Consider the following 26,184-nt stretch of genomic DNA (forward strand, 5'->3'; position numbering starts at 1 on the left):
CTCGGTAGGGGAAAGGAGCCTGTTCCCCTATCAACCTTCGTCGGCGAAAACGCTCTCGGCGATCCGGAACTCGACGCGCCGGTTCTGGGCCCTGCCCTCCGCCGTCGCGTTGGACGCGATCGGACGGTCGGGACCGTAGCCCTCTGCCTGAAGCCGATCCGACTCCACGCCCTTCGTGATCAGGTACTTCCGAAGGGAATCGGCTCGGGAGCGCGACAACTTCAGGTTCAACGCGCGGCCGCCCCGGTCGTCGGTATGCCCTTCGATGATCAACTGCTGAATCTCCGAATGCTTCTGGAGGACCGACGCGAGCTCGTCGAGCAACGCATACGACTCCGGAGCGATCGTCGCGGAGCCGGTCACGAACTGGATCGAGCCGGCGATCTCGAGGCGATTCCGCTCGCGATCGATCTGCACGCTCTTCGGCTCGGGTTCCGGCTCGGGCTCTGCTACCAGGATCACCGGTTCGGGCTCCGGCGCGGGCTCCGGCTCCGGCTCGGCGGGAGGCTCGGGTACCACCTCCGCCTGCGGGGCGGGAAGCTCGACCGGTTTGGTCCTTTCACCGAACGGCAGCGCGACCGCCAGCAGAGCCCGCCAGTCCGCCGTCCCGTAGGTGCGGCCGAACCCCGTCCCCGTGGCACCCAACAGGTCCACACCCAGAACGCGGGCCTTCGCCCCGAGCAGCACCTCCATGGGAGCGTCGAGTCGCGGCTGTTTGGCCGCCCCCTTGAACCGACCGAAAAGCTCACCCGTCAGGCGCACCCGCTCTGCGACCGGCGTCTCGCCATAGAGGCTCCAGCCGATCGTGTCCGCCACCTGCAGGCCACCGAAGTCCCGGGGGGATCGATACACGTACCCTACGTTGGTGCCGATGCGGTGACCCTGGTCGAAGGTTGCGTCGAAGGCGAGACGCGGGCCGACCCGGAAGTCTCCTCCGCGCAGCCCATCGGCATTCCCTGTCGGCAGGAAGAACTCGGCTGCGGCGGCGCCAGCAAAGGTCACCCCGAGACCGTCCGAGTGGAGCTTCAGGAACTGGAGCTGCGGAAGGACACGGATATCTCCGAACCCTGCCCCCTGGACGATATTCGGTGCGACGCCGGGCATATCGTCGCCCGCCTGATACACCACGACCGGAAGATCGACGCCGACCTCGACGATGTCCCACAGGCCGATCGACCCGAGCAGGTGCAGCGTGCCCAGCGACGTCACCGCGCCTGCTACCCGCTGGTCCTGGCTGTCGTAGAGCACGAGGGGATTGTTCGCGTAGTCGATCAGCGCGTGGAGACGGAACTCCCCGTGCTCCTGCACGCCGGCCCCGAGGCTGACGAATCCACCCCGGGACGGATCCGTCGCCGGCCGCAATTGCTGCAGGTCGAACCCGCCCTTCGACTGCGCGCTCGCCGGAGCTGCGACGAGCAGCAGGAGGAGGCTGGCCAGCACACCCACTTTCCGGCGGCGCATGGCCAAGAAGAGCACCGGACCGAGAAGCCAGATCAGCACCGACTCCGGTCCCGCTCCCGTCCTGCCAGTGGACGAGCAACCGAAGCCGTGGCCACCGAGGTAATAGCCGGGGTCCTCGGGACCTACGAAGGTCACCAGGTCCGCGCTGCTCGCGTGCCAGGTCCCGTCGATCTGCGCCCCGATTCCGGTCTGCCCGGCGACCGAGCTGCGAACGTGAAGCACCGCGGTCCCGTCTTCCGGCGTCCCGTACGCGTCAGCGGTGGTGGCCGATGCGGCCGAGAGCACGACCGGGGTGTGGCCCTCCGAGCGCAGCACGAGCGCGCGACCGAAGCCGGGATTGCCGCACGCGTCCATCACGGCGATCCGGATCTCCGATGCGGTCTCGCCATCGGCGGGAACCACCGCCGGGGTGGCGACGAAGCCAACGCCCTCTTCGGGAATCGGAGGACAGGCGAAGTCGAGCAGCGGGCGCGTGGAGAGCGGGATGTCCGCCACGCGCAGCTCCACCTCACGGGAGCCAGCCGACGAGCAGCGGTTGCTGCCCACCAGCACGGTGTAGACGGTCGCGCCCGTCTCCTCATCCGTGGACGTCTCGATCCCGCCGCCGACGATGAAGGGCGGATCCTCGACCAGCGCAAGCGGCTGCCCGGGGGGCAGCGGCGCGCCTTCGGTGTCGAGCAGAACGACGGCCACGCGGGCGAACTCCCCCTGCCGTGCGCAGGCCTGGATCTGCCCCGGCTGCGGGAGGACCGTGACCGGCGAGCCCGGATCCAGGTCGGCACAGAGCACCGAGATCTCGAGCGGCTCGTCGAGCACGATCCCGTCCACCGTCACGTCGATCGTCGCCGGATCCTCCGGGCACATGCCGGCGTCGGACGTGAAGCGCGACGTGTAGGTCCCGTCCCCGTTGTCCACGACCTCGGTGAGCGAGCCGTCGGTGGAGGTCAGGTCGACCTGATGGCCCGGCCCGATCTCGAGACCGCACGAATCCCGCGGCGTAACCGTCACGGTGACCACACCGCTTCCCGCGAAGACCTGCGTCCCGTCGACGGTCACGCTGGACATGGCGGGATCGACCGGCCCGACCCGGAAGGAGACCAGGGTCGGAGGATATGACGGCGGACTGCCCGGGAGCTCGGGCGACGTCCAGCTCACCGCGAGCACCTCGGCTGCATCGAGGCTCACCGTCACGGTCGATGTGCCGGTCGAGGGCATCCGGCCCGTGATCTCGGCGGTGCCCTCGCCAAGCGCGTCTTCCAGCCCGCTGCCGACGAAGCGGGGATCCCCCGAGCCGGCGCTGGCGGCGAGCGACACGTTCACCGCCTCGCCGGGGAACGGCACGACCGGGGCCCCGAAGGCGTCCACCAACTGGAGATCCAGGATGGACTCCGCGCAGGCATTCACCACGGGTTCACGTGCCGACACGAGAAGCGCATGCGGGAACCGCAGGAAGGTCGCTTCGATCGTGCAGTCCGCCGTCACCGCGTCCGTGGTGTACGTGTTGCCGCTCAGCGTGCCACCGCAACCGGTCACGGTGTGCAGCCGGTACCCCGGATCGGCGGTGAGCGTGATCGATGCCGCGTCCCCATGCTCGATCACCGGATCCTCCGGCGTGGCGGAGCCTCCGCCGTTCACCACGATGTCGACCGTGTACCGGTTGTGCGTGAAGGTCGCGGTGACGGTGCAGTTGGCCGTGATCGCTCCGGTCTCGAACGTGCCGGCGGTCAGCACGCCGCCACAACCGGTCACGCTCTCCAGCGTGTAGCCGGTCTGCGCCGTCGCGGTGAGGGTCAACGAGTCGCCGTGCAGCACCGACGGGTTCTCCGGCGTCAGCGCTCCACCACCCACCACCACCGTGGTGACGAGGTACTCGATGCGCTCGAAGGTGGCGGTGACCGTGCAGTCTCCGGTGACCGAGGCGATCGAGTAGGTGTTTCCGTTCAGCGTGCCGCCGCAGCCGGTCACGGTCTGGATCTGGTAACCGGGATCCGGGTTCACGGTGACCGTCAGCGGGTCGCCGTGCTCCGGCGTCGGGTTCGACGGCGTGAGGCTCCCGCCGCCGCCGGGAACCTGGGTGGTGACGGTGTACTGGGTGCGGCTGAACGTGGCGGTGACGGTACAGCTCGCGGTGATCGCGCCGGTGGTGAACGTGTCGCCGTTCAACGATCCGCCGCAGCCGGTGACGCTATCGAGCGTGTAGCCGGTCCCAGCGGTCGCGGTGAGCGTGGTCGTGTCGCCGTGAAGCACCGTGGGATTCGCGGGCGTCAGGGTTCCCGTTCCGACCACCTGGGTCGTGACCGTGTACGGGATCTTCTCGAAGGTGGCGGTGACCGTACAGTCGCCGGTGACCGAGGCGATCGAGTAGGTGTTTCCGTTCAGCGTACCGCCGCAGCCGGTGACGGTCTGGATCTGGTAGCCGGGATCCGGGTTTACGGTGACCGTCAGCGAGTCGCCGTGTGCCGGCGTCGGGTTCGACGGCGTGAGGCTCCCGCCGCCGCCGGGAACCTGGGTGGTGACGGTGTACTGGGTGCGGCTGAACGTGGCGGTGACGGTACAGCTCGCGGTGATCGCGCCGGTGGTGAACGTGTCGCCGTTCAACGATCCGCCGCAGCCGGTGACGCTATCGAGCGTGTAGCCGGTCCCAGCGGTCGCGGTGAGCGTGGTCGTGTCGCCGTGAAGCACAGTGGGATTCGCGGGCGTCAGGGTTCCCGTTCCGACCACCTGGGTCGTGACCGTGTACGGGATCTTCTCGAAGGTGGCGGTGACCGTACAGTCGCCGGTGACCGAGGCGATCGAGTAGGTGTTTCCGTTCAGCGTGCCGCCGCAGCCGGTGACGGTCTGGATCTGGTAGCCGGGATCCGGGGTCACGGTGACCGTCAGCGAGTCGCCGTGTGCCGGCGTCGGGTTCGAGGGCGTGAGGCTCCCGCCACCGCCGGGCACCTGGGTGGTGACGGTGTACTGGGTGCGGCTGAACGTGGCGGTGACCGTGCAGCTCGCGGTGACCGCGCCGGTGGTGAAGGTGTTGCCGCTCAGCGAGCCGCCGCAGCCGGTGACGCTATCGAGCGTGTAGCCGGTCCCAGCGGAAGCGGTGAGCGTGGTCGTGTCGTCGTGAAGCACCGTGGGATTCGCGGGCGTCAGGGTTCCCGTTCCGACCACCTGGGTCGTGACCGTGTACGGGATCTTCTCGAAGGTGGCGGTGACCGTGCAGTCGCCGGTGACCGAGGCGATCGAGTAGGTGTTTCCGTTCAGCGTGCCGCCGCAGCCGGTGACGGTCTGGATCTGGTAGCCGGGATCCGGGTTCACGGTGACCGTCAGCGGGTCGCCGTGCTCCGGCGTCGGGTTCGACGGCGTGAGGCTCCCGCCGCCGCCGGGAACCTGGGTGGTGACGGTGTACTGGGTGCGGCTGAAGGTGGCGGTGACCGTGCAGCTCGCGGTGACCGCGCCGGTGGTGAAGGTGTTGCCGCTCAGCGAGCCCCCGCAGCCGGTGACGCTATCGAGCGTGTAGCCGGTCCCAGCGGTCGCGGTGAGCGTGGTCGTGTCGCCGTGAAGCACCGTGGGATTCGCGGGCGTCAGGGTTCCCGTTCCGACCACCTGGGTCGTGACCGTGTACGGGATCTTCTCGAAGGTGGCGGTGACCGTGCAGTCACCGGTGACAGAGGCGATCGAGTAAGTGTTTCCGTTCAGCGTGCCGCCGCAGCCGGTGACGGTCTGGATCTGGTAGCCGGGATCCGGGTTCACGGTGACCGTCAGCGGGTCGCCGTGTGCCGGCGTCGGGTTCGAGGGCGTGAGGCTCCCGCCACCGCCGGGCACCTGGGTGGTGACGGTGTACTGGGTGCGGCTGAACGTGGCGGTGACCGTGCAGCTCGCGGTGACCGCGCCGGTGGTGAAGGTGTTGCCGCTCAGCGAGCCGCCGCAGCCGGTGACGCTATCGAGCGTGTAGCCGGTCCCAGCGGTCGCGGTGAGCGTGGTCGTGTCGCCGTGAAGCACCGTGGGATTCGCGGGCGTCAGGGTTCCCGTTCCGACCACCTGGGTCGTGACCGTGTACGGGATCTTCTCGAAGGTGGCGGTGACCGTGCAGTCGCCGGTGACAGAGGCGATCGAGTAAGTGTTTCCGTTCAGCGTGCCGCCGCAGCCGGTGACGGTCTGGATCTGGTAGCCGGGATCCGGGTTCACGGTGACCGTCAGCGGGTCGCCGTGTGCCGGCGTCGGGTTCGAGGGCGTGAGGCTCCCGCCACCGCCGGGCACCTGGGTGGTGACGGTGTACTGGGTGCGGCTGAACGTGGCGGTGACCGTGCAGCTCGCGGTGACCGCGCCGGTGGTGAAGGTGTTGCCGCTCAGCGAGCCGCCGCAGCCGGTGACGCTATCGAGCGTGTAGCCGGTCCCAGCGGTCGCGGTGAGCGTGGTCGTGTCGCCGTGAAGCACCGTGGGATTCGCGGGCGTCAGGGTTCCCGTTCCGACCACCTGGGTCGTGACCGTGTACGGGATCTTCTCGAAGGTGGCGGTGACCGTGCAGTCGCCGGTGATCGAGGCGATCGAGTAGGTGTTTCCGTTCAGCGTGCCGCCGCAGCCGGTCACGGTCAGGATCTGGTAACCGGGATCCGGGTTCACGGTGACCGTCAGCGGGTCGCCGTGCTCCGGCGTCGGGTTCGACGGCGTGAGGCTCCCGCCGCCGCCGGGAACCTGGGTGGTGACTGTGTACTGGGTGCGGCTGAACGTGGCGGTGACGGTGCAGGCCTCGGTGACCGCAGCGGTCGTGTACGTGTTTCCGTTCAAGGTGCCGGCGCCGCAGCCGGTGACGCCGGTCAGCGTACGGCCGACGCCCGGCGTGACGGTGCAGGTGGACACGGCCCCCGGGGCGATCAGGCTGGTGCAGCTGATCGTGCCGTTGCCGCTGGCGATGCTGGACGTGATCTCGTAGGCGAAGTTCGCGTGGACGCTGGTGTTCGCACCGATCGTGAAGGTGCAGGGGTTGGTCGTCCCGGAGCAGGCGGTGCCAGACCAGCCGGTGAAGACGGTGCCCGCAGGGGCGGTCGCAGTCAGCGAGACCTGCGAGCCGTCATCGAAGGTGGCGCTCTGCGACCCGCAGCCCGCGGCGCAGGCGATGCCGGCAGGGCTGCTCGTCACGTTGCCGCTGATGCCGGCGTCCTTCGTAACGGTAAGGGTCTTCGCAGGCTTGAACGTCGCGACGACGTCATGGGGCGCCTGCACGTTCGAGATCTCGTAGCTTCCGCCGGAGACTGAAGAGAGCACGTCCGACCCGTTGTCGGTGAGCGTTCCGAGCCCGTAACCCGCGTTGGGGGTGAGGCTGCAGGTCGACGTGGCTCCCGGGGCGACGGGAGTGGTGCAAGAGATGGTTCCGTTGCCACCGGTGATGCCGCTGGTGATCACGTACGAGAAGTTCGCCTGGACCGTGGTGCCGCCGTTGATGTTGAACACGCAGGGGTTGGTCGTGCCGGTGCACGTGCCGCCGCTCCAGCCGGTGAAGACGGTGCCCTGCGGAGCAATGGCGGTCAGGCTCACCAGGGAGCCATCGAGGTACGTGGCGGTCGCGCTGCTGCACCCTGCGCCGCAGTCGATGCCGCCCGGGCTGCTCACGACCCGGCCTCCGATGACGGCGTCCTTCGTCACGGTGAGGGCGCGCGTCGTGCCGAGGTTGATGACCGTCGCAGCGGCGTCGTTGGTCGGATCGCTGTCGGTGATGCCGGCGGGCACCGCGGCGGTCGCCGTGTAGATCAGCGAGCCCGCGCCGCTGCCGGTCCGGACGCGGGCGCTGACCGCGTAGGTCGCAGTCGCCCCGGCGGGGAGCGTGATCGTGGAGTTGATGGCTCCGGTGCCGCTCGCCGCTCCGCAGCTACCCCCCGTGGAGGCAACGCACGTCCACGAGGCGCTGGCGAGCTCCGGCGGAAGGGGCGCCTTGAGGGTGGCGTTGGTGACTGTCGCCGGACCGTCGTTCGTCACTTCGATGGTGTAGGAGACGTCGCTTCCCCAGCCCGCCGCCGCGGTGCTCGCCGTCATCTTCGTGCGCAGGTCTGCGTAGGTGACGCTGCCGGTGACGTTGGTCTTCACCAGCGGGCCGATGAGAGGGGAGAACCCGACGGCGGAGACGTCGTAGTTTCCGTGGCTGATGAGCCCCGGAACGGCCATGGACGCGTTGGTCTTGACCGTGAGCTTGATGTCGGCGCTCGCGTTGGAGTTGAGCGCGCTCATCGTGCAGGTCACCGTTCCGGTGCTTCCGACGGCGGGCGTGGTGCAGCTCGTGCCCGGAGGAGGCGCGACCGAGACGAACGTGGTGTTGGCCGGAACGACGATCTTCACGACGGCGTTCTGAGCGAGTGCGGTAGAGCCGTTCGTGACGCGGTGGAGGTAGGTGATGTTGTCGCCGCGGTTGACCGACTGGACGGCGGTGGCGGCGACGGCGAGTCCGGGCACGGACGATCCGAATCCGTCTACGTACACTTCGCCGAAGTGGCGCTTCTGGCTGCATCCAGCTGCGATGACTTCGACCCGAACCTGGTCGCCGATGGCGAGGCCCACGGTGCCCGGCGCGACGTCGACGAGCTGCCAGTCCGTGTAGCGGACCTGGACGTTGGCGTTGGCGACGTCCTTCGCCGCTTCGACCTTCCACGGCACGCCCGCCTGGCCCGCGAAGTTGAAGCTCTGGAACAGGACCTTGCTCTTCGTGACGTTCGTGATCGCTACGAAGAAGTACGGCTGCTGCTTGTCCGTGTGGCCGTTGTCTTCCAGCACCGGCGCTACGGCGAACCGGACGTGGATCTTCCCGTCGGCCGGGTCCACGTCCGCCGCAGTCACGTTGAAGGTCCGGTCGAGCTTGTTGATGAGCTCCTGCCCGTCGACGCGTGCCGCCTCGTTGACGACCGCCGCCCAGGAGCCGTTGAAGGGGTAGCGCAGCGAGCCCGACGCCGGCAACCCTTTCGGAAGCGCGGAGTTCGGCTGGCCCGGCGTGCCGGTTCCCTGCACGGCCTTCGTGCGGCTCACCTGGCCCGCGACCGGAGCCAGCAGGTTCAGGTCCGACACCGACGCGGGGGGAACGGTGGAGAGCCCGGCGGTCGTCGTCGAGTGGAGGGTGACGCTCCAGCCGTTGAGGTTGCCGTCTTCGAAGCCACCGTTCGGCAAGAGTGCTTGCTGGATTCGGCCCGTGGCCTCGTGCTCGTGCGACTCCTCCAGGGGTTGCGACAAACATCCCGTGACGAGGAGAAAGATTGCCGAAACTGCGACCCGAGGAGTCAATTTCAAGGTGTGGCTCCGCACGGTGGCGGGTGAGCCTGCGCTGCGCGTCATGCCGAATCCCCAAATTCTGGCGGGAGGTTGTGGACTGTCGGCGCGCAGCTAGCACACTTTCGGTATGCAATGTTGACTATCTGACTCCCACACCATGGTCATGGCGCCAGGAACGAGTGGTAACGTAACGTGATATTCAGGCGCACCTGGACCCAGCGAATACGTTGCGTAACTTCGGCTTGATCCGACCCGGTGGACACCAGCTGAGAGTCGGATGCGGAGTCTGCCATCCCCCCGAAAAACTGGAGAGAAACGAGGCTGAGGATTTCGCTTCGATTCGGGTCTCGGAGGAGGCCGGGAGGTTTTATTAATCAAAATTCTAGCAGGATCGTATCGCCTACGCGTTGCGGCAGGCCGAGCAGGCGATAGCCGTGGTCCATGTAGACCTTTGTTTCATTGTGAATCGGGTCTGGATTGCGATGTGCGGGAGTGGAGAGCCGGCCTGCGGGGCTCCTGCCTGGAGGGCGTCCTGGAGTTCGATGGTCGACGCCGTTAGGCTACGCCGCCATGAGCGCCCTCCTGGACTCCATCCGCTTCGAAGCCCGTCCCCCAAGATCCGCGACGCCTCGGCGGTGATCCTCGTGCGCCACGGCGAGCGCCCGGGCCGCGAGGTCTTCTGGGTGCGCCGGGGCGAGAGGGTGGGCTTCGGTGGCGGCTACTACGCCTTCCCCGGCGGCAAGGTGGACGCCGCGGACGCATCCACGCCGATCCTGGCCTGCCCCCAGGGAGAGGAGGGCTTCCAGGTCGCCGCGATCCGCGAGACTTTCGAGGAGGCCGGCGTTCTCCTGGCTCGGGGGACGTCCCGCCTGACCCCGGAGAGGCTCCACGCCTTGCGCCTCGAGCTCCTCGGCGGCGCCTCCTTCGCGGCTCTCCTCGAGCGGGAGGGGCTCGTGCTGGACGCCCGCGCCCTCATCCCCGCCGGCCGCTGGATGACGCCCGACATCGCCCCGGTGCGCTTCGACACCCGCTTCTACCTGGCCTACCTGCCGGAGGGTCAGGAGGCGGTCGTGATCCCCGGCGAGCTCTCGGACGGCGGCTGGATCCGCCCGGCGGAGGCGCTGGCGCGCTGGGAGGCCGGGACGGCCCTGCTACACCCGCCCAATCACCATGCCCACGCGACCCTCGCCGGCTTCGGCCCGGAGTCGGCGATTCCCCGGCTTCGGAATCCGCCCTACGTCTGCGAGAGCCACGTGGTGAACCGCATCGAGTTCCAGCGCGGCATCCTCTACTACCCGCTGCTCACGCCCACGCTGCCGCCCGCCCGCCACACCAACTGCTACGTGGTCGGCACGGGCGAGCTCGCGGTGATCGACCCGGGAACCCCGTATCCGGACGAGCAGGCCTGGTTCCTCGAGAGGCTCCGGGAGCTGCAGGGCGAGGGGCGCACCGTGAAGTGCATCCTCCTCACCCACTACCACGCAGACCACACCGGCTTCGCCCAGGCGCTCTCCAGGGAGCTGGACGTGCCGGTCTGGGCGAGCCCCGCCACGGCGGAGCGGGTGCCCGGAGCGGAGGGGCGCCTGGCCGATGGACAGGTGATCTCCCTCGGCGGGCCGATGCCCATGCGCCTGCGGTGCGTTCTCACCGAGGGTCACGCCCGCGGGCACCTCTGCTTCCTCGACGAGGGGAGCGGGGCGGTGATCGCCGGCGACATGGTGGCCCAGGGCTCGTCCATCGTCCTCGACCCGCCGGAAGGGGAGCTGGGAACGTATCTGGAGTCGCTCCGGAGGCTGTTGCGGCTCCCGGCGAAGGTCCTCTATCCCGCCCACGGCTTCCCCATCCCGGACGGCGCCTCGCTCCTCGAGAGCTACCTCTCCCACCGGGAGGATCGCCTCGCCGCGATCCGCGGAGCGCTCCGTGCCGCGGAAGGCCCCGTCGCTCTTGCCGCCATCGTGGAAAGGGTCTATTCGGACACCCCGAGCTTCCTCCACCCGGTGGCGGAGCGAAGCGCCCTGGCCTCGTTGCTGGAGCTCGAGCGCCTGGGAGATGCCCGGCAGGATGCGGATGGCTGGGCCGCCACGCGCTGAACGAAAGGAACCGAAGCACATGCCCGTGATCGAGAGCACCCCGGAGCTGGTCCGCGCCGTATACGAGCGCACGCGCAAGAACCTGTCGATCGTCCGCGAGCGCCTGGGCAGGCCGCTCACCCTCGCCGAGAAGATCCTCTTCGGTCACCTGGACGACCCCAAGGGCCAGGACCTCGAGGCGGGCAAGGCCTACCTGCTGCTCCGCCCGGACCGCGTGGCGATGCAGGACGCCACCGCGCAGATGGCCCTCCTCCAGTTCATGCAGGCCGGCAAGGCGGAGGTGGCGGTGCCCTCCACCGTCCACTGCGACCACCTGATCCAGGCCCGGGTCGGCGCCCTCACCGACACGAACGTCGCCTCCACCGAGAACCGCGAGGTCTACGACTTCCTCGCCCAGGTCTCCGCCAAGTACGGCATCGGCTTCTGGAAGCCGGGATCCGGCATCATCCACCAGGTGGTGCTCGAGAACTACGCGTTCCCGGGCGGCCTGATGATCGGCACCGACTCCCACACCCCGAACGCCGGCGGCCTCGGCATGGCGGCGGTGGGCGTGGGCGGCGCCGACGCGGTGGACGTGATGGCGGGCTTCCCCTGGGAGGTGCTCCAGCCCAAGCTCGTCGGCGTGAAGCTCACGGGTGAGCTCAACGGCTGGGCCGCGCCCAAGGACGTGATCCTCAAGCTCCTCGGCATCCTCACGGTGAAGGGCGGCACGAACCGGATCGTCGAGTACTTCGGCCCCGGCGCCCGCGCCCTCTCGTGCACCGGCAAGGCCACCATCACCAACATGGGCGCCGAGCTCGGCGCGACCACGTCGGTCTTCCCCTACGACGCGGCGATGGAGCGCTACCTCCGCGGCACCGAGCGCGCCGCGCTCGCCGAGGTCGCCGGTGAGTACCGCGACCTCCTCGTGGCCGACGCCGAGGTCGAGGCGAACCCCGAGACGTACTTCGACGAGATCATCGAGATCGACCTCTCGACCCTCGAGCCCCACGTGGTCGGTCCCCACACCCCCGACCTCGCCCGGCCGGTCTCGGAGCTGAAGAAGGCCGCGATCGCCGAGGGCTACCCGACGAACCTCACGTCGGCCCTCATCGGCTCGTGCACCAACTCCTCCTACGAGGATCTCTCCCGCGCCGCGGCCCTCGCCGACCAGGCCTCCGCCGCCGGCATGAAGATGGCCGCCAAGCTGATGGTCTCGCCTGGCTCCGACCAGATCTTCGAGACGATCAAGCGCGACGGCCAGATGGCCTCGTTCGAGAACGCCGGCGCCACGGTGCTCGCGAACGCCTGCGGCCCCTGCATCGGGCAGTGGAAGCGCGAGGACATCCAGAAGGGCGAGAAGAACTCGATCATCACGTCGTTCAACCGGAACTTCCGCGCCCGGAACGACTCGAACCCCGAGACCTTCGCCTTCATCGCGTCGCCGGAGATCGTGCTGGCCTACGGCCTCGCCGGCCGCCTCGACTTCGATCCGCTCAGCGACGAGATCGTCCAGGGCGACAAGAAGCTCAAGCTGAAGGCCCCGGCCAAGGCCGACGATCTGCCCTCCAAGGGCTTCGTCCGCGCCTTCGGCGGCTACCAGGCCCCCGCGAAGGACGGCGCCTCCGTCGAGGTGAAGGTCGACCCGAAGAGCGAGCGCCTCGAGCTCCTCGCCGCCTTCGTCGCGCCCAAGGCCGGCGACTTCGACGAGCTGCCGCTGCTCATCAAGACCAAGGGCAAGACCACCACCGATCACATCTCGCCCGCCGGCCCCTGGCTCCGCTTCCGCGGCCACCTCGACCGGATCTCCGACAACATGCTCACCGGCGCCATCAACGCGTTCAACGGGGACGCCGGCCAGGCCGCCAACGTCTTCACGGGTGAGAAGGGCGCCGTCCCTGCCGTGGCCCGCGACTACAAGGCCCGCGGCAAGCGGTGGATCGTCGTCGGTGACGAGAACTACGGCGAGGGCAGCTCCCGCGAGCACGCGGCGATGAGCCCGCGCTACCTCGGCGGTGCCGCCATCATCGTCCGCTCCTTCGCCCGCATCCACGAGACCAACCTCAAGAAGCAGGGCGTGCTCCCCTTCACCTTCGCCGTCGCCAGCGACTACGAGAAGGTGAAGGAGGGCGACCGCATCAGCCTCGAGGACGTGCTCGCCATCGCGCCGGGCAAGGCCGTGAACGCCGTGCTCCACCACGTCGACGGCTCGAAGGAGACCATCGCCCTGCGCCACACGCTCAACGACGAGCAGGTGGCGTGGTTCAAGGCCGGGTCCGCCCTCAACATCCTCCAGAGCAAGTAGGCGCATGCGCCGGCGCACCCGCCCGTCGGGTGCGCCTTGCGGGGTGGCCGAATGCGGCGGGACGATCGCTGGCAGAACCTCGTTCACGGGTCGTTCAACCTGTGTGAACGGCTCGATCAAGCGCGCAGGTCCGGCGAGAGCGTGGGCCTCGACGACGCGCTCGCGTATCTGTCGAGCGTCCTCGAGGTCTTTCCCGCGACGCTGGATCCTGTCGACGACTTCGAGGGCTACGCCGTGCGCCGCATGGCGCTGGCCCTGAGGGAGGCGATCCGCGCGGAGCGCGACTGAGGCACTTGGGTGGCGTCGATCGCGAGGGTGGGCCTGCGGTTCGCGCCGCGCGCCCGCCCTCGATCGTTTCGGCGAGCCGGCATCGCGACCGAGACCTCGGTCGATCGGGACGGACTCGTCTGCGGCCGGAAATTCGGGGTGAACCCCGTACCAGGCACTATAGGTCGGGCTGGCCCGCGGCCTCCGGCTGGAAGAGGACTTCCACGATCTTCAGGCGCTTCAGGCGGCCACCAGGCAGCGGCCAGTCCACGGACTGGCCCACCGAGAGGCCGATGAGGGCCGCGCCGACCGGCGCGAGGATCGAGATCTTCCCCTGCTGCGGATCCGCGTCCTTCGGGTAGACGAGCGTGATCTCGCGCTCCTGACCCGTCTCCTCGTCCTGGAAGCGGACGCGGGAGTTCATGGTCACGACGTTGTCCGGGATCTTGTCCGGCGCCACGACCACGGCGCTGGCCAGCTCGGACTCGAGCGCCTCCGCGGCCTCCGCGTTTCGTACCGAAGCGGTGCCCTCGAGGAGGGCCAGGAGGCGCTTCATGTCGTGGGTGGTGACGTAGATCTTGCGCTCGGTAGGCATGGTCCGATGGTCGGTCACCAGCCCCGCGGCGTCAAGGCATTTGCCGACAAAGGCCAGTCGATGCAGGTACTTGCCGCGCCACCCGATCGCGCTAATCGAAGAGCTGGTCGGCGGAATCCACTTCGGCTGCGCGATCGAGCCAGCGCCCGGCTAGCAGGGGGTCGTCATTGCCGAAAAGCCGGTCGCGCTGCTCGGCGGAGATGGTCAGGCCTCGGACCGCGAGAACGGAGATGACGCCATCGGCGAGACCTCGCGCCTCGCCGAGCGCGATGTACTTGCGCGCGAATTCGCTCTGGTACACGTAGTTTGCCACGGACGTTAGGACCGCTCGCCCGTGGCGAGCGCCTCGAGGCTCAGGTCATTTGAAGAGCTGGTCGACCGCGTCCACTTCGAATGCACGATCGAGCCAAGACTCGAGTGTCGATGGATCGCCGTTGCTAAGGATTCGGGCGCGTTGCTCTGCCGAAACCGCAAGGCCACGGACCAAGAAGACCTTCAGAATGGCTGCGGCGCGGCCGCGCGCTTCGCCTCGCGCCTCGCCGAGCGCGATGTATTTGCGCGCGAATTCGCTCTGGTAGTCGTAGTTTCCGGTGGACATCAGTTCCTCCAGCGCCTTTCGGCCCGCCTCCCCGAGGACGCGCAGGATGAGATCAGCATAGATCGTCGACCGCTCGGGATCGAGGGAACCCAAGGTAGCCAGCGCTGTCAGGGAGCCTTCGGCGCCGCCTCCGCACTCGGCCTGGGCGATGGCCGTGAGGACGGCGAGCTCGGGGACGTCGCGGATGGGGCCGTCTTTCGCGATGGCCACGATCGAGTCTGGGCCGACAACGACTGGCCGAAACATGAAGTCGGGTGGTCCGAGCCGGATCGGCTCCTGGGCCCACGCTGCGACCTCTCGCAGAGGAGTGACCACGAGGAGGAGCACCGAACATTCGGTTCTCGAGCGGAGCGTGGTGACGTACTCGGGCCACGTGAACCGCTTTCGGGGATTCTTCTGGAGCTGCACCTCCACCACGATGCGCAGCTCCGAGCCATGGGCGACGACGAGGTCGGCGCGGCGCTCGGTGGGCGTGACCTGGGTGAGATCGGCCTCCTCCACGCGTGCATCGCCGACCGGTATGGCCAGGTCGAGCGTGAGTTTGGCGAGCTCCGCCGCGAGGGACGGGCGGTTTCGAAAGAGGAGCACCATGCCCTCATGGTCGAAAGAGGGTGCCACCGTTGGCGTCCGGTCGAGCGCTGTTTTCCCATTGGTTCCCCCTGGAATGAGCCTCCTCGGTCATACCCGATGGGTCCGACATCGATGGCGGGCGCTGGAGCGAATCCCGGGCCGCGGTGAGCGGCCGGCAATGCCCGGGCATTTGGTGCGGATGGGCCGGCCCGCTCGATCGTGCTGCGCGGCGGCGCATAGTCAGGTACTAGAGGGGGGATGAAGGCCTACTTGGACCTCCTCCGGCTCGTGCGCAGCGAAGGTGTCGAGCGCCCGGATCGAACGGGCACCGGCACGAAGAGCATCTTCGGGCACCAGCTCCGCTTCGACCTCGGCGCGGGCTTTCCGGCGGTGACCACGAAGAAGCTCTTCTGGAAGGGCGTGGTGCACGAGCTGCTCTGGTTCCTGCGCGGGGAGGGCAACATCGCCTACCTGAAGGAGCACGGCATCGGCATCTGGGACGAGTGGGCCTCGCCGGAGGGCGAGCTGGGGCCAGTCTACGGGGTCCAGTGGCGCTCGTGGCCCACGCCGGACGGCGGCCACGTGGATCAGCTCGCCAAGGTGATCGAGGAGATCCGCACGCGGCCGTACTCGCGGCGCCTCCTCGTGAACGCGTGGAACGTGGGCGAGCTGTCGAAGATGGCGCTGGAGCCCTGCCACGTGCTCTTCCAGTTCTACGTGGCGGACGGGAAGCTCTCCTGCCAGCTCTATCAGCGCAGCGCGGATCTCTTCCTGGGCGTCCCGTTCAACATCGCGTCGTACGCGCTCCTCACCCACATGGTGGCGCAGGTCTGCGGCCTCGGCGTGGGCGAGTTCGTCCACACCTTCGGTGACGCGCACATCTACCTGAACCACCTCGAGCAGGTGGACCAGCAACTCGCCCGCGAGCCGCTGCCGCTGCCCACGCTGCACCTCGACCCGTCCGTGAAGGCCATCGACGACTTCCGGTACGAGCACATCCGCCTCGAGGGCTACCAGAGCCATCCGTCGATCATGGCGCCTATCGCGGTGTAGGCCTTCGCGTCGACCGCCGGAGGAGAGAATGAAGCTGACCGCCATCGTGGCCGCGTCCGACAACGGCGTGATCGGCAGGAGTGGCGAGCTCCCCTGGCGCCTCCCCGCGGATCTCGCGCGTTTCAAGAGGCTCACCCTGGGCAAGCCCGTCCTCATGGGCCGCCGGACCCACGAGTCCATCGGGCGACCCCTCCCCGGGCGGCTGAACGTGGTGGTCACCAGTGGCGGCACGCCGGAGGGCTGCGTGGGCGCCCGGACCATCGACGAGGCTCTCGAGCTCTCCGAGGTCGCCAAGGCGCCCGAGGTGATGGTGATCGGCGGCGCGCAGCTCTACGCCGAAGCGCTGCGCCTCTGCGACGAGCTCCTCCTCACCCGCGTACACGGCAGCTTCGAGGGCGACGCCTTCTTCCACTTCGACCCGGAAGGCTGGGAGCTCGTCGCCCGCGAGGAGATCCCCGCCGACGAGAAGAACGCCTACGCGACGACCTTCGAGACCTGGCGCCGCGTGGGCAAGGGAGAGTGACCTCCCAAGGAGGGACTCCGTGACCGGCGGGTGGACTTGGGCGGGTCGTTTCATCCAGGCGGCGGGCCTGCCGCCCGAGCCGTCTTTCTCACAAGTGGTGAACGCAGTTGCCTCCGTGCCCTACGGGCGGCCGCCGTGCCGGACGCCCGAGGGGGCGATTGAGGCGTGGCGCGGCACCTGCTCCACGAAGCACCTGCTCCTGGCGCTCGTGTGCCGCGACCTCTTTCCCGAGAGGCAGATGGAGCTGGTGCACCGGGTCTATCGGCTCCTCCCGGACGAGGCGCTGCGGCTCTTCGGTTCGCGGGCTGCCGCCGCGGTTCCGTCCGGTGGGCTCGTGGACGTGCACACCTACGCGACTGGGCTGGTTGGCGGCGCCCGCCAGCCCATCGACGTGACGTTCCCGTTGGCGCGAGAGTGGGACGGTAGTTCACCCATGGTGCTCTCCTGCCCGGCTGGGGAGGACCATCCGGGCGGCGCGAATCCGCTCGCATCCAAGGCCCTTCTCGAGATGGAGCACCGCGATCCGGCGGTGCGTGAGCCATTCGTCGCCGCGCTGACCGAAGCTTCTCGGTCCCGAGGCAGCCGGTATCCCTAGGCCGTTCGCTTCGGCGGGCGAGCCCGATTTCGAGCCGAAAAAACCTCCCGACGGGTGGCCAATACCGCCGAGCGGTTGCAGCTCGATGAGTTGCTCGACCCTGCTCCTGCAACGCCGCCTGTGGAGGTAGCCGACTTGGCGTGCAAGCCGAGCGTCCACGCTGGAGTGTCGGCCTTGCGAGCCGGATTCTACGAAGGTGCTCCAAGACGTTCGATCCCCCCGGGGCCTCCTGGCGCGCCCCACGCGAGCCAACTCGACGGACTGCCGCACGAATGTTCATGTGCACCGCAGCGTTCACATCCTGCGACTGTTGACAGATCATTCACAACGCGCGAAGCTCACCCTGGCCACGGGGGTTCCACGCGTGGGCTGGGGATGTTCCGTAACATAGACTCAGTTCGAAGTTTCCCTACGTAAAACGATTCAAGACTGAATCGCTCAAAGCGAGGAGGCTGTTTTGGAACGCAGGTCGTCTGCATTCTTGACGTCAACCATGCGCGCGCTGGTATTGCTGGCGTTCGCCGGAGCATCTTGCGGGCGAGATCCCGCGTCAACGAACGCGTATCCGCGAAACGACGAGCTGGGTGCGACCAGCCGCGCGTTGCCCGGAGACCCGACTCCTCTGCTCGCCTTGACGTGGGATTTGGCAGGAGTGGTTGCGAGCACTCCAGCAACCCCGGTTTTCCGACAGGCGCTCGACGGCGCGGAGCCGTGGCCATCGGCGATCAATCCAAGCGACTATCAAGATTCAGTTCCGGTCGATACAGCTGTCGCGCGATTTCGTGAAGCGGGGAAATACAATGGGCCACGGTCCGGCTTGCTGAACATCTCCCCGATATGCACTGCCTCGACGTTCACCGTTCGGGCCGCGGTCCTCGTTTCGAACCAAAGCGGCCGACGGCCCATTCTCCGGGGTGAGAACTACTCGATCGCGGTGGTCAACAAGAAGATCGAGGCCTCGATTTGGGCAGCCGGTCAGTGGTGGACGACAACATCCGGCGAAAATTTCATTCCGACCGGCCAGTGGCTTCGCGTCGAGTTGACGCACGACGAGTCAACAGTCAGCCTGAACATCAACGAGATCGAAGTCTCCTCCGTGCCGGCTCCGCCATCCAACCCCGAATGTCAAATGGTTGTCATCGGCACTGGTCCACTCGAGCACGATGGCTTCCCAGAAGAACGCGCAATCAAGCAGGAACGGCCATTTGTGGGCGGGATCGGCAATGTCGAGATCTTCAGCCCGAGCATTTCGGCGGTCAAGCCGGCAATGGAGGTCGTGGCGGGACCGGATGGTATCGAGGAAACGATGGGCCGCTCGGTTACAACGAGCGGAAAGCCTCCGGTCGTTCCCGGCCCGCTGACGCATTCGTCGGGATTCTACTTCGACGGTGAAACGTCGGTGAAGATCTACGATGAAACAGGAAAGATCTTCGATGGAGAAGCCCTTACTGCTTCGCTTTGGGTATATCCAATTGGATTTCAGAAAGCGGCGACGGTATTCGAGAGTCCTGTTCTGACGATTCAACTTGTCGAGGGGCGCGCTCGAGTGACTGCTTTCGGATCTCGGTTCGAAACGTCAATCGGTGCAGTGCCAGAAAACGCGTGGACAGAGCTCACCGTTACCCATACGGCGAAAGGACTCGCGCTGTTCGCGAATGGCAGCAGGGTGCTGGACGGGGGCGTTGCGTTCAGGCCCTTCTCAGACAAGAGCGAGATCACAATCGCCGCCGCGAGCGACGGCACCGAGCGCTTGAAAGGGTTCGTCTTCGAGCCCCGCATTTGGAAGATGGTTCGTGTGCCAAAAAGGCCGCTATCGACGGTCGATGTAAAGGATGGCCAAATCAAAGACCTGGGTGCCATCCCCAGGATCTGGAACGCGAGCCTCGGCGCTTCGGGAATCGCTCCGTCTGTCGCTCCGGACGGCACCTCGATCTCGATGGGCGACGGCGCCCTCTTCACGGGCACTCCGATCCCGAGGAACGACATCGCGTATACCATCGCGATTCGATTTGCGCCCAAGGCATCGAGCACAGAGCACGAAGAGGAAGATCGCCGAGTGCAACTCTGGTCCGACCGGCGACTGAAGCTTGCACTGGACGGTCGCTCTCCTGAGTTGGAGATCAGGAGGAATCGGATGTCGAGCGACATCCCGACGCCAGGCGGTGACATTCATGAGATTCGCGTCGTCTTCGATGGGGAGCATGTCGAGACCTTCGTGAATGGCGAATATGATTCATCGCTGGCCGTTTTTTCCGAGTTGGACAATACGGTCGACGCCGAAATTCGTGCCGAATGCAGTGGAGGTCGACTTCTTTCGGTCAACTACTGGAATGAGGCAGTGAGACCGGTCAGCCCTGTTCAGGAATTCAGGGCGCTGCTCGCAGGTCCACACTCCGAAGACGGCAGTGGAAGGGGAATGAACGGAAGCTGGGCGCCTCAGGCCCCCAGAATTCCGGACAAAGCCGAGGAGCTCGCCACGGCCGTTCCCGGTCTCGATCCAAGCGAATTCATTGAGGACTTCTGGTATTTGCGCGCGAAAGTCATCGAAGATTTCACCAGTATGGCTTGGAATAATTATACTGCCAGGAACGGGAGGATCGTGATTGGTGGAACATCGAAGATGACACAGGACATCCTCGATGATTCGAGGACTTGGCAGACGCCGTTCGAGATGGGCGAGGGACTTCGACGAGCCTCCGCTCAGATTGGCGAGTTCTATTGGCGAATGGAAAACAGCTTCGGGCAGGCAGTTGACCACGCCTGGTCCTACGACTCGTGGTATTCAGATCCAAATGGAGACATCTGGAGGGATCACTTCGTGGAAATCGGGGGCAGGATCGAAGACCTCCCTGAACTTTCAACGGACGGCCCAAACAACCAAGCTCTCCCGAATATTGCCGCGCTCCGCTCATGGGATGACTATTTGAGGCACCTAATCCTCACACATCAAGTCAGGCTGAAAGCCCATCAGCAGTTCCACGCCCTCAATGCAATAGGGCGCGCGGTCCAAGGGGACCTGGACGTGTCGAACAAAAAGTTTCCGGAGGCAGCGGAACATTACCAGCAGTCGATCCATGCACTGTCGTGGGCCAACGGTGTCGAAGGGTCGTTGAAAGATGCCTATCTAGATCTCTCGATGAATCTTGATTCGGAGACGGTGGCGTTCCTGGAGCTCGCGGACATCGACGAGGTGTTGGAGGGCCTTAGCGACTTGGTGCCGTTCTCGCTGAATGCTGCGCTGCGGACGGTGGCAGAGGAGATCAGGAAGGACGAAAAAACAACAGAGGCAGTGAATGCGGTCGCGCGGGTCACCGATGGAGCATCCGATGGAGCGGACCGCGCGATTGCGGCGTGGGTCGCCGCCGCTTCGGCGCATCTCGAGGCGGCCAACTGGAAGTTTCGCATCCAGAATCTCGATGGAAGCGTCGAGAGCTGTGGCAAGGTGTTTCGGCGGCGTTTCGGTCGTGCCGCGTGGGACGGATCTTCGCCCCTGCAGACGCCCGACGAGCTTTCTATTGATGTGCTGAATGTACGGGTTCGAGCGCTCTCGCTGCTGGATGCGATCGAGGATGGAACGACCCCGTTTGGATACAGCAGCAGCTATCTCCCGTTTACGCGGTCGAATAGCTCTCTCTATCAGAGTGCAAAAGAAGCCGTAGATGCGCTCAAGGAGACAATTGAACTCTACAATCAGTACACGGATGCGCAGGGCCGTGCCGAGGACAGGCGAAGGGCGATCGCGGACGAGAGAGCGAAGCAGTCCCAAGAGCGGAATAGCCGCGCCCAGGATATTACTGCGGCAAAAGACGAGCTTGATATTCGCCTCAAGTCGTACTCGAAGGCTCTTCAGGCACGAAAGAATGTCTATGACAATGCCGTTTGGGCCGGTGTGTCTGAAGGTGCCAACATCGTCATTGATGTCGTCAAGCCGTGGACAGATATGAAGAGCTGTGCGGCCGATTGCACGCCGATGAAGGAGATCATTCGAGCCGTTGGGCCGCTGGGAGCGGTCTACTCGGGAGCGCTGAAGCTTTGGGATGTGCTTAATGGACGCTCGAAGGCAATGAAGGATGCGGATGCGGCGGTGGAGGCCGCGGCCGCGCTGGTTCGCGAAGCGCGGAAACGTGTTGAGACCTCTATTTCACAATATCGAACGGCCGAGACTCGGTTTCGAGTTCTTGACGACCGATTGAACATGACCTCGCTCCCGGATTCCGAACTTTCAACGGGTTGGTGGCTGCAGCGGCGGCTCGAGATGAAGCAGAACGCGGACTGGTGGTCAAATCAAGCGTTCCGTCGTGTTTGGCTGTATCAGCAGTCGGCCGAGAAGATTACGGACCGCGGGTTCCTCCCTCTTTGGTGGGGCGGGGGCCCTCCCAGGGGCACCTGCATGATTACTGATTATCTTTTGGATTGGCTCAAAGAAGGAGATCAGCTCGAGGAGCTGCTGTCGTGCTTGCACGACCATTACGACGTCGCAATTCAGCAGATCAAGGACGACGGTCCTGCAGATAAGGTGTTTAGCATTAAGAAGAACGTTGACTCCGTGCGGTGGGGTTACTTCAAGCAGAGTCTGGCGCGAGGAGAGAAGCCACGAATTCAATTCGACCTCAGTCTTGAGGACGTCGAGCGAGTGTTTAAGTATCCTCATGTGATGTTTTCTGAGGTCGGGGTCGAGTTGATTACGCATGCTGCCCCAGGCGGTTCCGATTCGAGCGACTATGTTTATGTCGATTTGACCGCAGAGCCTGTTTCGTATGTGAGAATCGAGGACTCTCTCGATCGATACTCGGATGGTTTCCCGATCGTCGAATCCGAAGAGTGGATGCAAGCGCCACCGCCTGGTTTCAAGGTCAAGGCGAAGGTTCAGAGCGAGGGACCGCTGACGCGGCGACTGCATTTGCAGTCGAATGATCGGGTCGTGTGGTCTTCGCCGGCGTCGAATGCCACCTTGGATGGTTCATCGAGTTTTGCGGCTTCGGGATTGGCTAGGAGTTGGTCGGTCGAGCTCGACTTTCCCGATGAGAAATTCAACTTTGATGAATTGGACGACGTTCATCTGGTGTTCTATAACCTGGGACAGGAAATTAACGACGGGTTCAAGAGGGCGGTTGAAGCGGAGGTCGGACGTGGCAGCGGCAGTGTCGTCCTAGCGTTTGGGCCAGCGGCTGCCGAGGGAACGGGATTCCCCGTCCAAGAGATTTCCTCGAGCATATTGCCCTCTACTTCCGGAAACCTGAAGAAGATCCGAAGAATGCAGGTCTTGATCGTGCCCGACCGGGAAGTTCAGTTGGCGGCTTCTCCGATTACGATCAAATTCATAGATGACGGGACGGCTGTGAACGGGTTTGCCGCACCTGCTCCGGACGGTAGCTTGAGTCTGTTCGTTGATCAGAGCGGACTTCCGCCCGATACTTCGGTTCTGAATCACTTCGAGGTCGATTTGCCGAGTGATGTCGCGAGCCGCGTGGCCAACGTCTTGCTCGGCGTCGAGTTCTGAGCCAGGACGTACTCACGTAGCACGAATGGCGAGTTGGTTGAGGATTGATGTTCGGCGCGCGGGTCCCCTTGCGGCTGGATTGTTTGGGGAACTGCGCGTCGACATCGAGTCGTGTTCGGCTGTTCTGAACGACATGATTTGGAGGCTTCTTCAGCCTCAGGATGGCACCCGAGAGAGGATGGGCACCTCAAGCGGGTAGGCTCGATCCGGGACCGCTTCGCCGCGCCTCGGTGCCAGGGCGTTTCGGTCAAGGCGAAAGCAGGAGCTTCCCTCGGCCTACGCCGGCGAGAGGTTGGGGCTCCGCGGGTTGATCGGGTTCCGGTCGCCGGCGTTGATGCCCGTGGAGCGGCGCGCGGTTCCGACGGCCTCGCTGGGGCCGCGGGCGTCGATCCCCGGCTCGCGGCGCATGCTGCCGACGCGGCCGCCCATGTGGACGCCGGGCACGTGGGTCGGCTCCACCGGATGGGGCGTGCGGCCGTTGCCGCGGTTCTTGAAGTTCGCCATGGCTTCCTTCCTAGCCCCCAGTCGGGCCGAGCATCGGCGAGTGGATCTGCTCGATCACCCGCCCGTTCCCCGTGAACATGTGCACGCCGCAGGGCAGGCACGGATCGAAGCTGCGGACGGTGCGCATGATGTCGATGCCCTTGAAGGACTCCGGGCCGTTCTCCTCGAAGATCGGCAGGCCCTGCACGGCGTCCTCGTAGGGCCCCGGCGTGCCGTAGCTGTCCCGCGGGCTCGCGTTCCACGGCGTGGGCGGGTAGGGGTGGTAGTTGGCGATCTTCTTGTCTTTGATGACCAGGTGGTGGGAGAGCACGCCTCGCACCGCCTCGTGGAAGCCGCAGCCGATCCCCTCCTCGGGGAGGTCGAACTCCTGGAAGACCTTCACGTCTCCGGAGCGGATCCGCTCGAGGGCCTTCTCCACGAAGAACAGGGCCATGCCGGCGGAGTAGGCCACGAAGTAGGCGCGGGCGCGGTCGCGCTCGAGGGTGTTCGACCACTTCGGGATCTTCCACTCGAACTCCATGTCTCCCAGGGTCGCGGACCTCGGGAGGCTGATGACGACGCTGTTCCCGGTGGCCCGGACGAAGGGCGTGCGGACGAGGCCCGCGAGGGCGGTGGTCCAGAGCCGCGCCAGCGCGCCGCCGCCGGTGTCGAGGGGGAGGTAGGCGCCATTGCGTTTGTCGTACCAGCGCGGGCTCATCACCCAGCTGTAGGGGCCGTCTTGGAGGTTGCGCTTCTGCGGCTTGGGGATGGTGGTCTGGTTCCACGGATGGCGCTGATCGACGGGGTTGCCTAGGGGATCCTTGGAGACGAAGGTCGTCTCGCTCTGCCAGTCGTCGTAGTACGAGTTCCCGAGCAGGATCCGAAGGCCGAGGTTGATGTCCACCAAGTTCGTGGTGACGAGCTCGCCGTCCACCACGACACCAGGGGTGACGTACATGGCACGTCCCCACTCGGGCATGGTCTCGTAGCGATAATCGCAGACATCCGGATTCTGGAAGGAGCCCCAGCAGCCCAGCAGGATCCGGCGCTGGCCGACCTTCTCGTAGCCGGGCAGCGCTTCGTAGAAGAAGTCGAAGAGGTCGTCGTTGACGGTCACGAGCTTCTTCGCGAAGTCGAGGAACTTCACGAGGCGCGAGAGGTAGTCGGTGAAGACCTGCGGCGTGGCGACGGTCCCGACGCCGCCCGGATAGAAGGTCGACGGATGGACGTGCCTGCCGCCCATCAGGCAGAACATCTCCCGTGTCAGCCGGCTCATCTGCAGCGCTTCCAGGTACATCTTCCCGGTGAAGGGATTGAAGGAGCGCATGATGTCCGCGATGGTCTTGTGGCCGTGGATGTCGCCGTGGGGCGCCTCGGCCTTCTCCGCCTTCTTCAGCAGGCTGGGGTTCGTCTCGGCGACCATCTTCTCGCAGAAGTCGACGAAGACCAGGTTGTCCTGGAAGATCGAGTGGTCGAACATGTATTCGGCGGCTTCGGCGAGGTTGTAGATCCACTCGCCGAGGGCGGGCGTCCGGATCCCGTAGGCCATGTTCTGCGCATACACCGAGCACGTCGCGTGGTTGTCCCCGCAGATGCCGCAGATCCGGCTCGTGATGAAGTGGGCATCCCGGGGATCCTTGCCCTTCATGAACACGCTGTAGCCGCGGAAGAGCGACGAGGTGCTCTTGCACTCGGCGACCTGGCGATTGTCGAAGTCGATCTTGGTGTAGATGCCCAGGTTGCCGATGATCCGGGTGATGGGATCCCAGGCCATCTCCGTGAGCTTCTTCTGCGGCGTCGCTTCCGTGTGCATCTCGTGCTCTCCTGGCGCGTGGCCCCCAGTGCTTTGATTTTCTCCGCTCCGCGGGCGGACGTGCTTCAGCGCCCCCAGCGGGGCTCGTAACCGGTGGTGAGCCTCGGCCGGTTGTGGTGCCACTTCGGCTCGCGGTTGAGAGTGGAGTTCGTGATGCCCCGCAGGCCCCGGATCATCCGTCCGTAGGCGCTGAGGGCCGTGGACGAGAGGGTGGAGCCGGGAGGCTGATCCATGAACGGCATGAACTTGTCGGGGAAGCCGGGCATGGTGCAGCCGATGCAGACGCCGCCGACGTTGGGGCAGCCGCCGATGCCGCTCATCCAGCCGCGCTTCGGGACGTTGCAGTTCACCACCGGGCCCCAGCAGCCGACCTTCACCTGGCACTTGGGCGAGTTGTAGTCCTTGGCGAAGTCGGCCTGCTCGTAGTAGCCGGCGCGGTCGCAGCTCTCGTGGACCGTCTTGCCGAAGAGCCACGTGGGCCGCAGGTTGTCGTCCAGCGGGATCGGCGGGTTCTTGCCGGCGGCCTCGTAGAGGAGCCAGGTCAGCGTCTCCATGAAGTTGTCCGGCTGCACCGGGCAGCCCGGTACGTTGACGACGGGGTGGCCGGACCTCGCGCGGAAATCCCAGCCGAGGTAGTCCGCCAGTCCCATGCAGCCGGTGGGGTTGCCCTCCATCGCGTGGATTCCGCCATACGTCGCGCAGGTGCCCGCGGCGACCACGGCCCAGGCCAGCGGCGCGAGGCGGTCGATCCATTCGTTCAGGGTGGTGGGCTGCCCGGTCTTGGGATCGTTGCCGAAGGAGGTCCAGTACCCCTCGCCGTTGATCTGCTCGTTGGGGATCGAGCCCTCGATCACGAGGACGAAGGGCTCGAGCTTTCCCTCTGCTGCGAGCCGGTAGGGCTTGAGGAAGTCTTCTCCCGTCTCGAAGGCGAGGACCTTGTTGTGGAGGTGCACCTTCGGAAGGCCGGGGATCAGGCCGCGGACCACGTCCTCGATGCTCGGGTTCGAGGCCGCGGTGATGGAGACCGTGTCGCCATCGCAGCTCATGCCCTCCGAGATCCAGAGGATGTGGACCTCGCTGACTCCTTTTCCGCTTCTGGCCATCGGACGCCTCCTT

General features: G+C 66.0%; 14 protein-coding genes. 7 read left to right on the top strand and 7 right to left on the bottom strand.

Annotated features, from left to right (window positions below; translation table 11 throughout):
* Window positions 1–30: 30 nt before the first annotated feature.
* Window positions 31–8,595 carry an InlB B-repeat-containing protein gene (locus tag AKJ08_RS02510; RefSeq protein WP_050724620.1) on the bottom strand — a complete coding sequence of 2,855 codons (8,565 nt, stop codon included), beginning with the start codon at window positions 8,593–8,595 and terminating at the stop codon, window positions 31–33.
* 644 nt (window positions 8,596–9,239) lie between these two features.
* Here AKJ08_RS02510 and AKJ08_RS02515 point away from each other — a divergent pair.
* The 3 genes from AKJ08_RS02515 to AKJ08_RS02525 are packed head-to-tail and all read left to right on the top strand — an operon-like array spanning window position 9,240 to window position 13,359.
* Complete coding sequence (locus AKJ08_RS02515; RefSeq protein WP_082342591.1) at window positions 9,240–10,787, top strand: MBL fold metallo-hydrolase; 1,548 nt, start codon at window positions 9,240–9,242, stop codon at window positions 10,785–10,787.
* Between the two features lie 19 nt (window positions 10,788–10,806).
* Window positions 10,807–13,071 (top strand): aconitate hydratase, encoded by a 2,265-nt coding sequence (locus tag AKJ08_RS02520; protein WP_050724621.1) that lies wholly within the window; start codon window positions 10,807–10,809, stop codon window positions 13,069–13,071.
* 51 nt (window positions 13,072–13,122) lie between these two features.
* Window positions 13,123–13,359 (top strand): hypothetical protein, encoded by a 237-nt coding sequence (locus AKJ08_RS02525; RefSeq protein ID WP_050724622.1) that lies wholly within the window; start codon window positions 13,123–13,125, stop codon window positions 13,357–13,359.
* A 157-nt stretch (window positions 13,360–13,516) separates the two neighbouring features.
* Here the strand turns inward: AKJ08_RS02525 and rnk are convergent, their stop codons facing one another.
* From rnk to AKJ08_RS02540, 3 genes are all read right to left on the bottom strand, one after another.
* Window positions 13,517–13,951 (bottom strand): nucleoside diphosphate kinase regulator, encoded by a 435-nt coding sequence (gene rnk, locus AKJ08_RS02530; protein ID WP_338062178.1) that lies wholly within the window; start codon window positions 13,949–13,951, stop codon window positions 13,517–13,519.
* Window positions 13,952–14,024: 73 nt separating this feature from the next.
* Window positions 14,025–14,234 (bottom strand): hypothetical protein, encoded by a 210-nt coding sequence (locus AKJ08_RS02535; RefSeq protein WP_157370432.1) that lies wholly within the window; start codon window positions 14,232–14,234, stop codon window positions 14,025–14,027.
* 57 nt (window positions 14,235–14,291) lie between these two features.
* Complete coding sequence (locus AKJ08_RS02540; RefSeq protein ID WP_157370433.1) at window positions 14,292–15,149, bottom strand: hypothetical protein; 858 nt, start codon at window positions 15,147–15,149, stop codon at window positions 14,292–14,294.
* A 210-nt stretch (window positions 15,150–15,359) separates the two neighbouring features.
* Between AKJ08_RS02540 and AKJ08_RS02545 the strand changes: the two genes are divergently transcribed.
* From AKJ08_RS02545 to AKJ08_RS02560, 4 genes are all read left to right on the top strand, one after another.
* Window positions 15,360–16,154, top strand: a complete 795-nt coding sequence (locus AKJ08_RS02545) for a thymidylate synthase (RefSeq protein ID WP_050724626.1) — start codon at window positions 15,360–15,362, stop codon at window positions 16,152–16,154.
* Window positions 16,155–16,182: 28 nt separating this feature from the next.
* Complete coding sequence (locus AKJ08_RS02550) at window positions 16,183–16,677, top strand: dihydrofolate reductase (protein WP_050724627.1); 495 nt, start codon at window positions 16,183–16,185, stop codon at window positions 16,675–16,677.
* A 19-nt stretch (window positions 16,678–16,696) separates the two neighbouring features.
* Window positions 16,697–17,272, top strand: a complete 576-nt coding sequence (locus tag AKJ08_RS02555; protein WP_157370434.1) for a hypothetical protein — start codon at window positions 16,697–16,699, stop codon at window positions 17,270–17,272.
* Window positions 17,273–17,765: 493 nt separating this feature from the next.
* Window positions 17,766–22,772, top strand: coding sequence for a LamG-like jellyroll fold domain-containing protein (locus tag AKJ08_RS02560; protein WP_082342593.1), 5,007 nt, complete (start codon window positions 17,766–17,768; stop codon window positions 22,770–22,772).
* A gap of 276 nt (window positions 22,773–23,048) precedes the next feature.
* Here the strand turns inward: AKJ08_RS02560 and AKJ08_RS02565 are convergent, their stop codons facing one another.
* The 3 genes from AKJ08_RS02565 to AKJ08_RS02575 all read right to left on the bottom strand — a co-directional run bounded on the left by AKJ08_RS02565 (window position 23,049) and on the right by AKJ08_RS02575 (window position 26,171).
* A complete protein-coding gene (locus AKJ08_RS02565) occupies window positions 23,049–23,276 on the bottom strand; it encodes a hypothetical protein (RefSeq protein WP_050724630.1) in 228 nt (75 codons plus the stop codon).
* A gap of 10 nt (window positions 23,277–23,286) precedes the next feature.
* Complete coding sequence (locus AKJ08_RS02570) at window positions 23,287–25,068, bottom strand: nickel-dependent hydrogenase large subunit (protein WP_050724631.1); 1,782 nt, start codon at window positions 25,066–25,068, stop codon at window positions 23,287–23,289.
* Between the two features lie 65 nt (window positions 25,069–25,133).
* Window positions 25,134–26,171: an NADH-quinone oxidoreductase subunit B family protein gene (locus tag AKJ08_RS02575; RefSeq protein ID WP_050724632.1), complete on the bottom strand. Its 1,038-nt coding sequence runs from the start codon at window positions 26,169–26,171 to the stop codon at window positions 25,134–25,136.
* Window positions 26,172–26,184 lie beyond the last annotated feature (13 nt).

Source organism: Vulgatibacter incomptus (assembly GCF_001263175.1).
Classification (GTDB): domain Bacteria; phylum Myxococcota; class Myxococcia; order Myxococcales; family Vulgatibacteraceae; genus Vulgatibacter; species Vulgatibacter incomptus.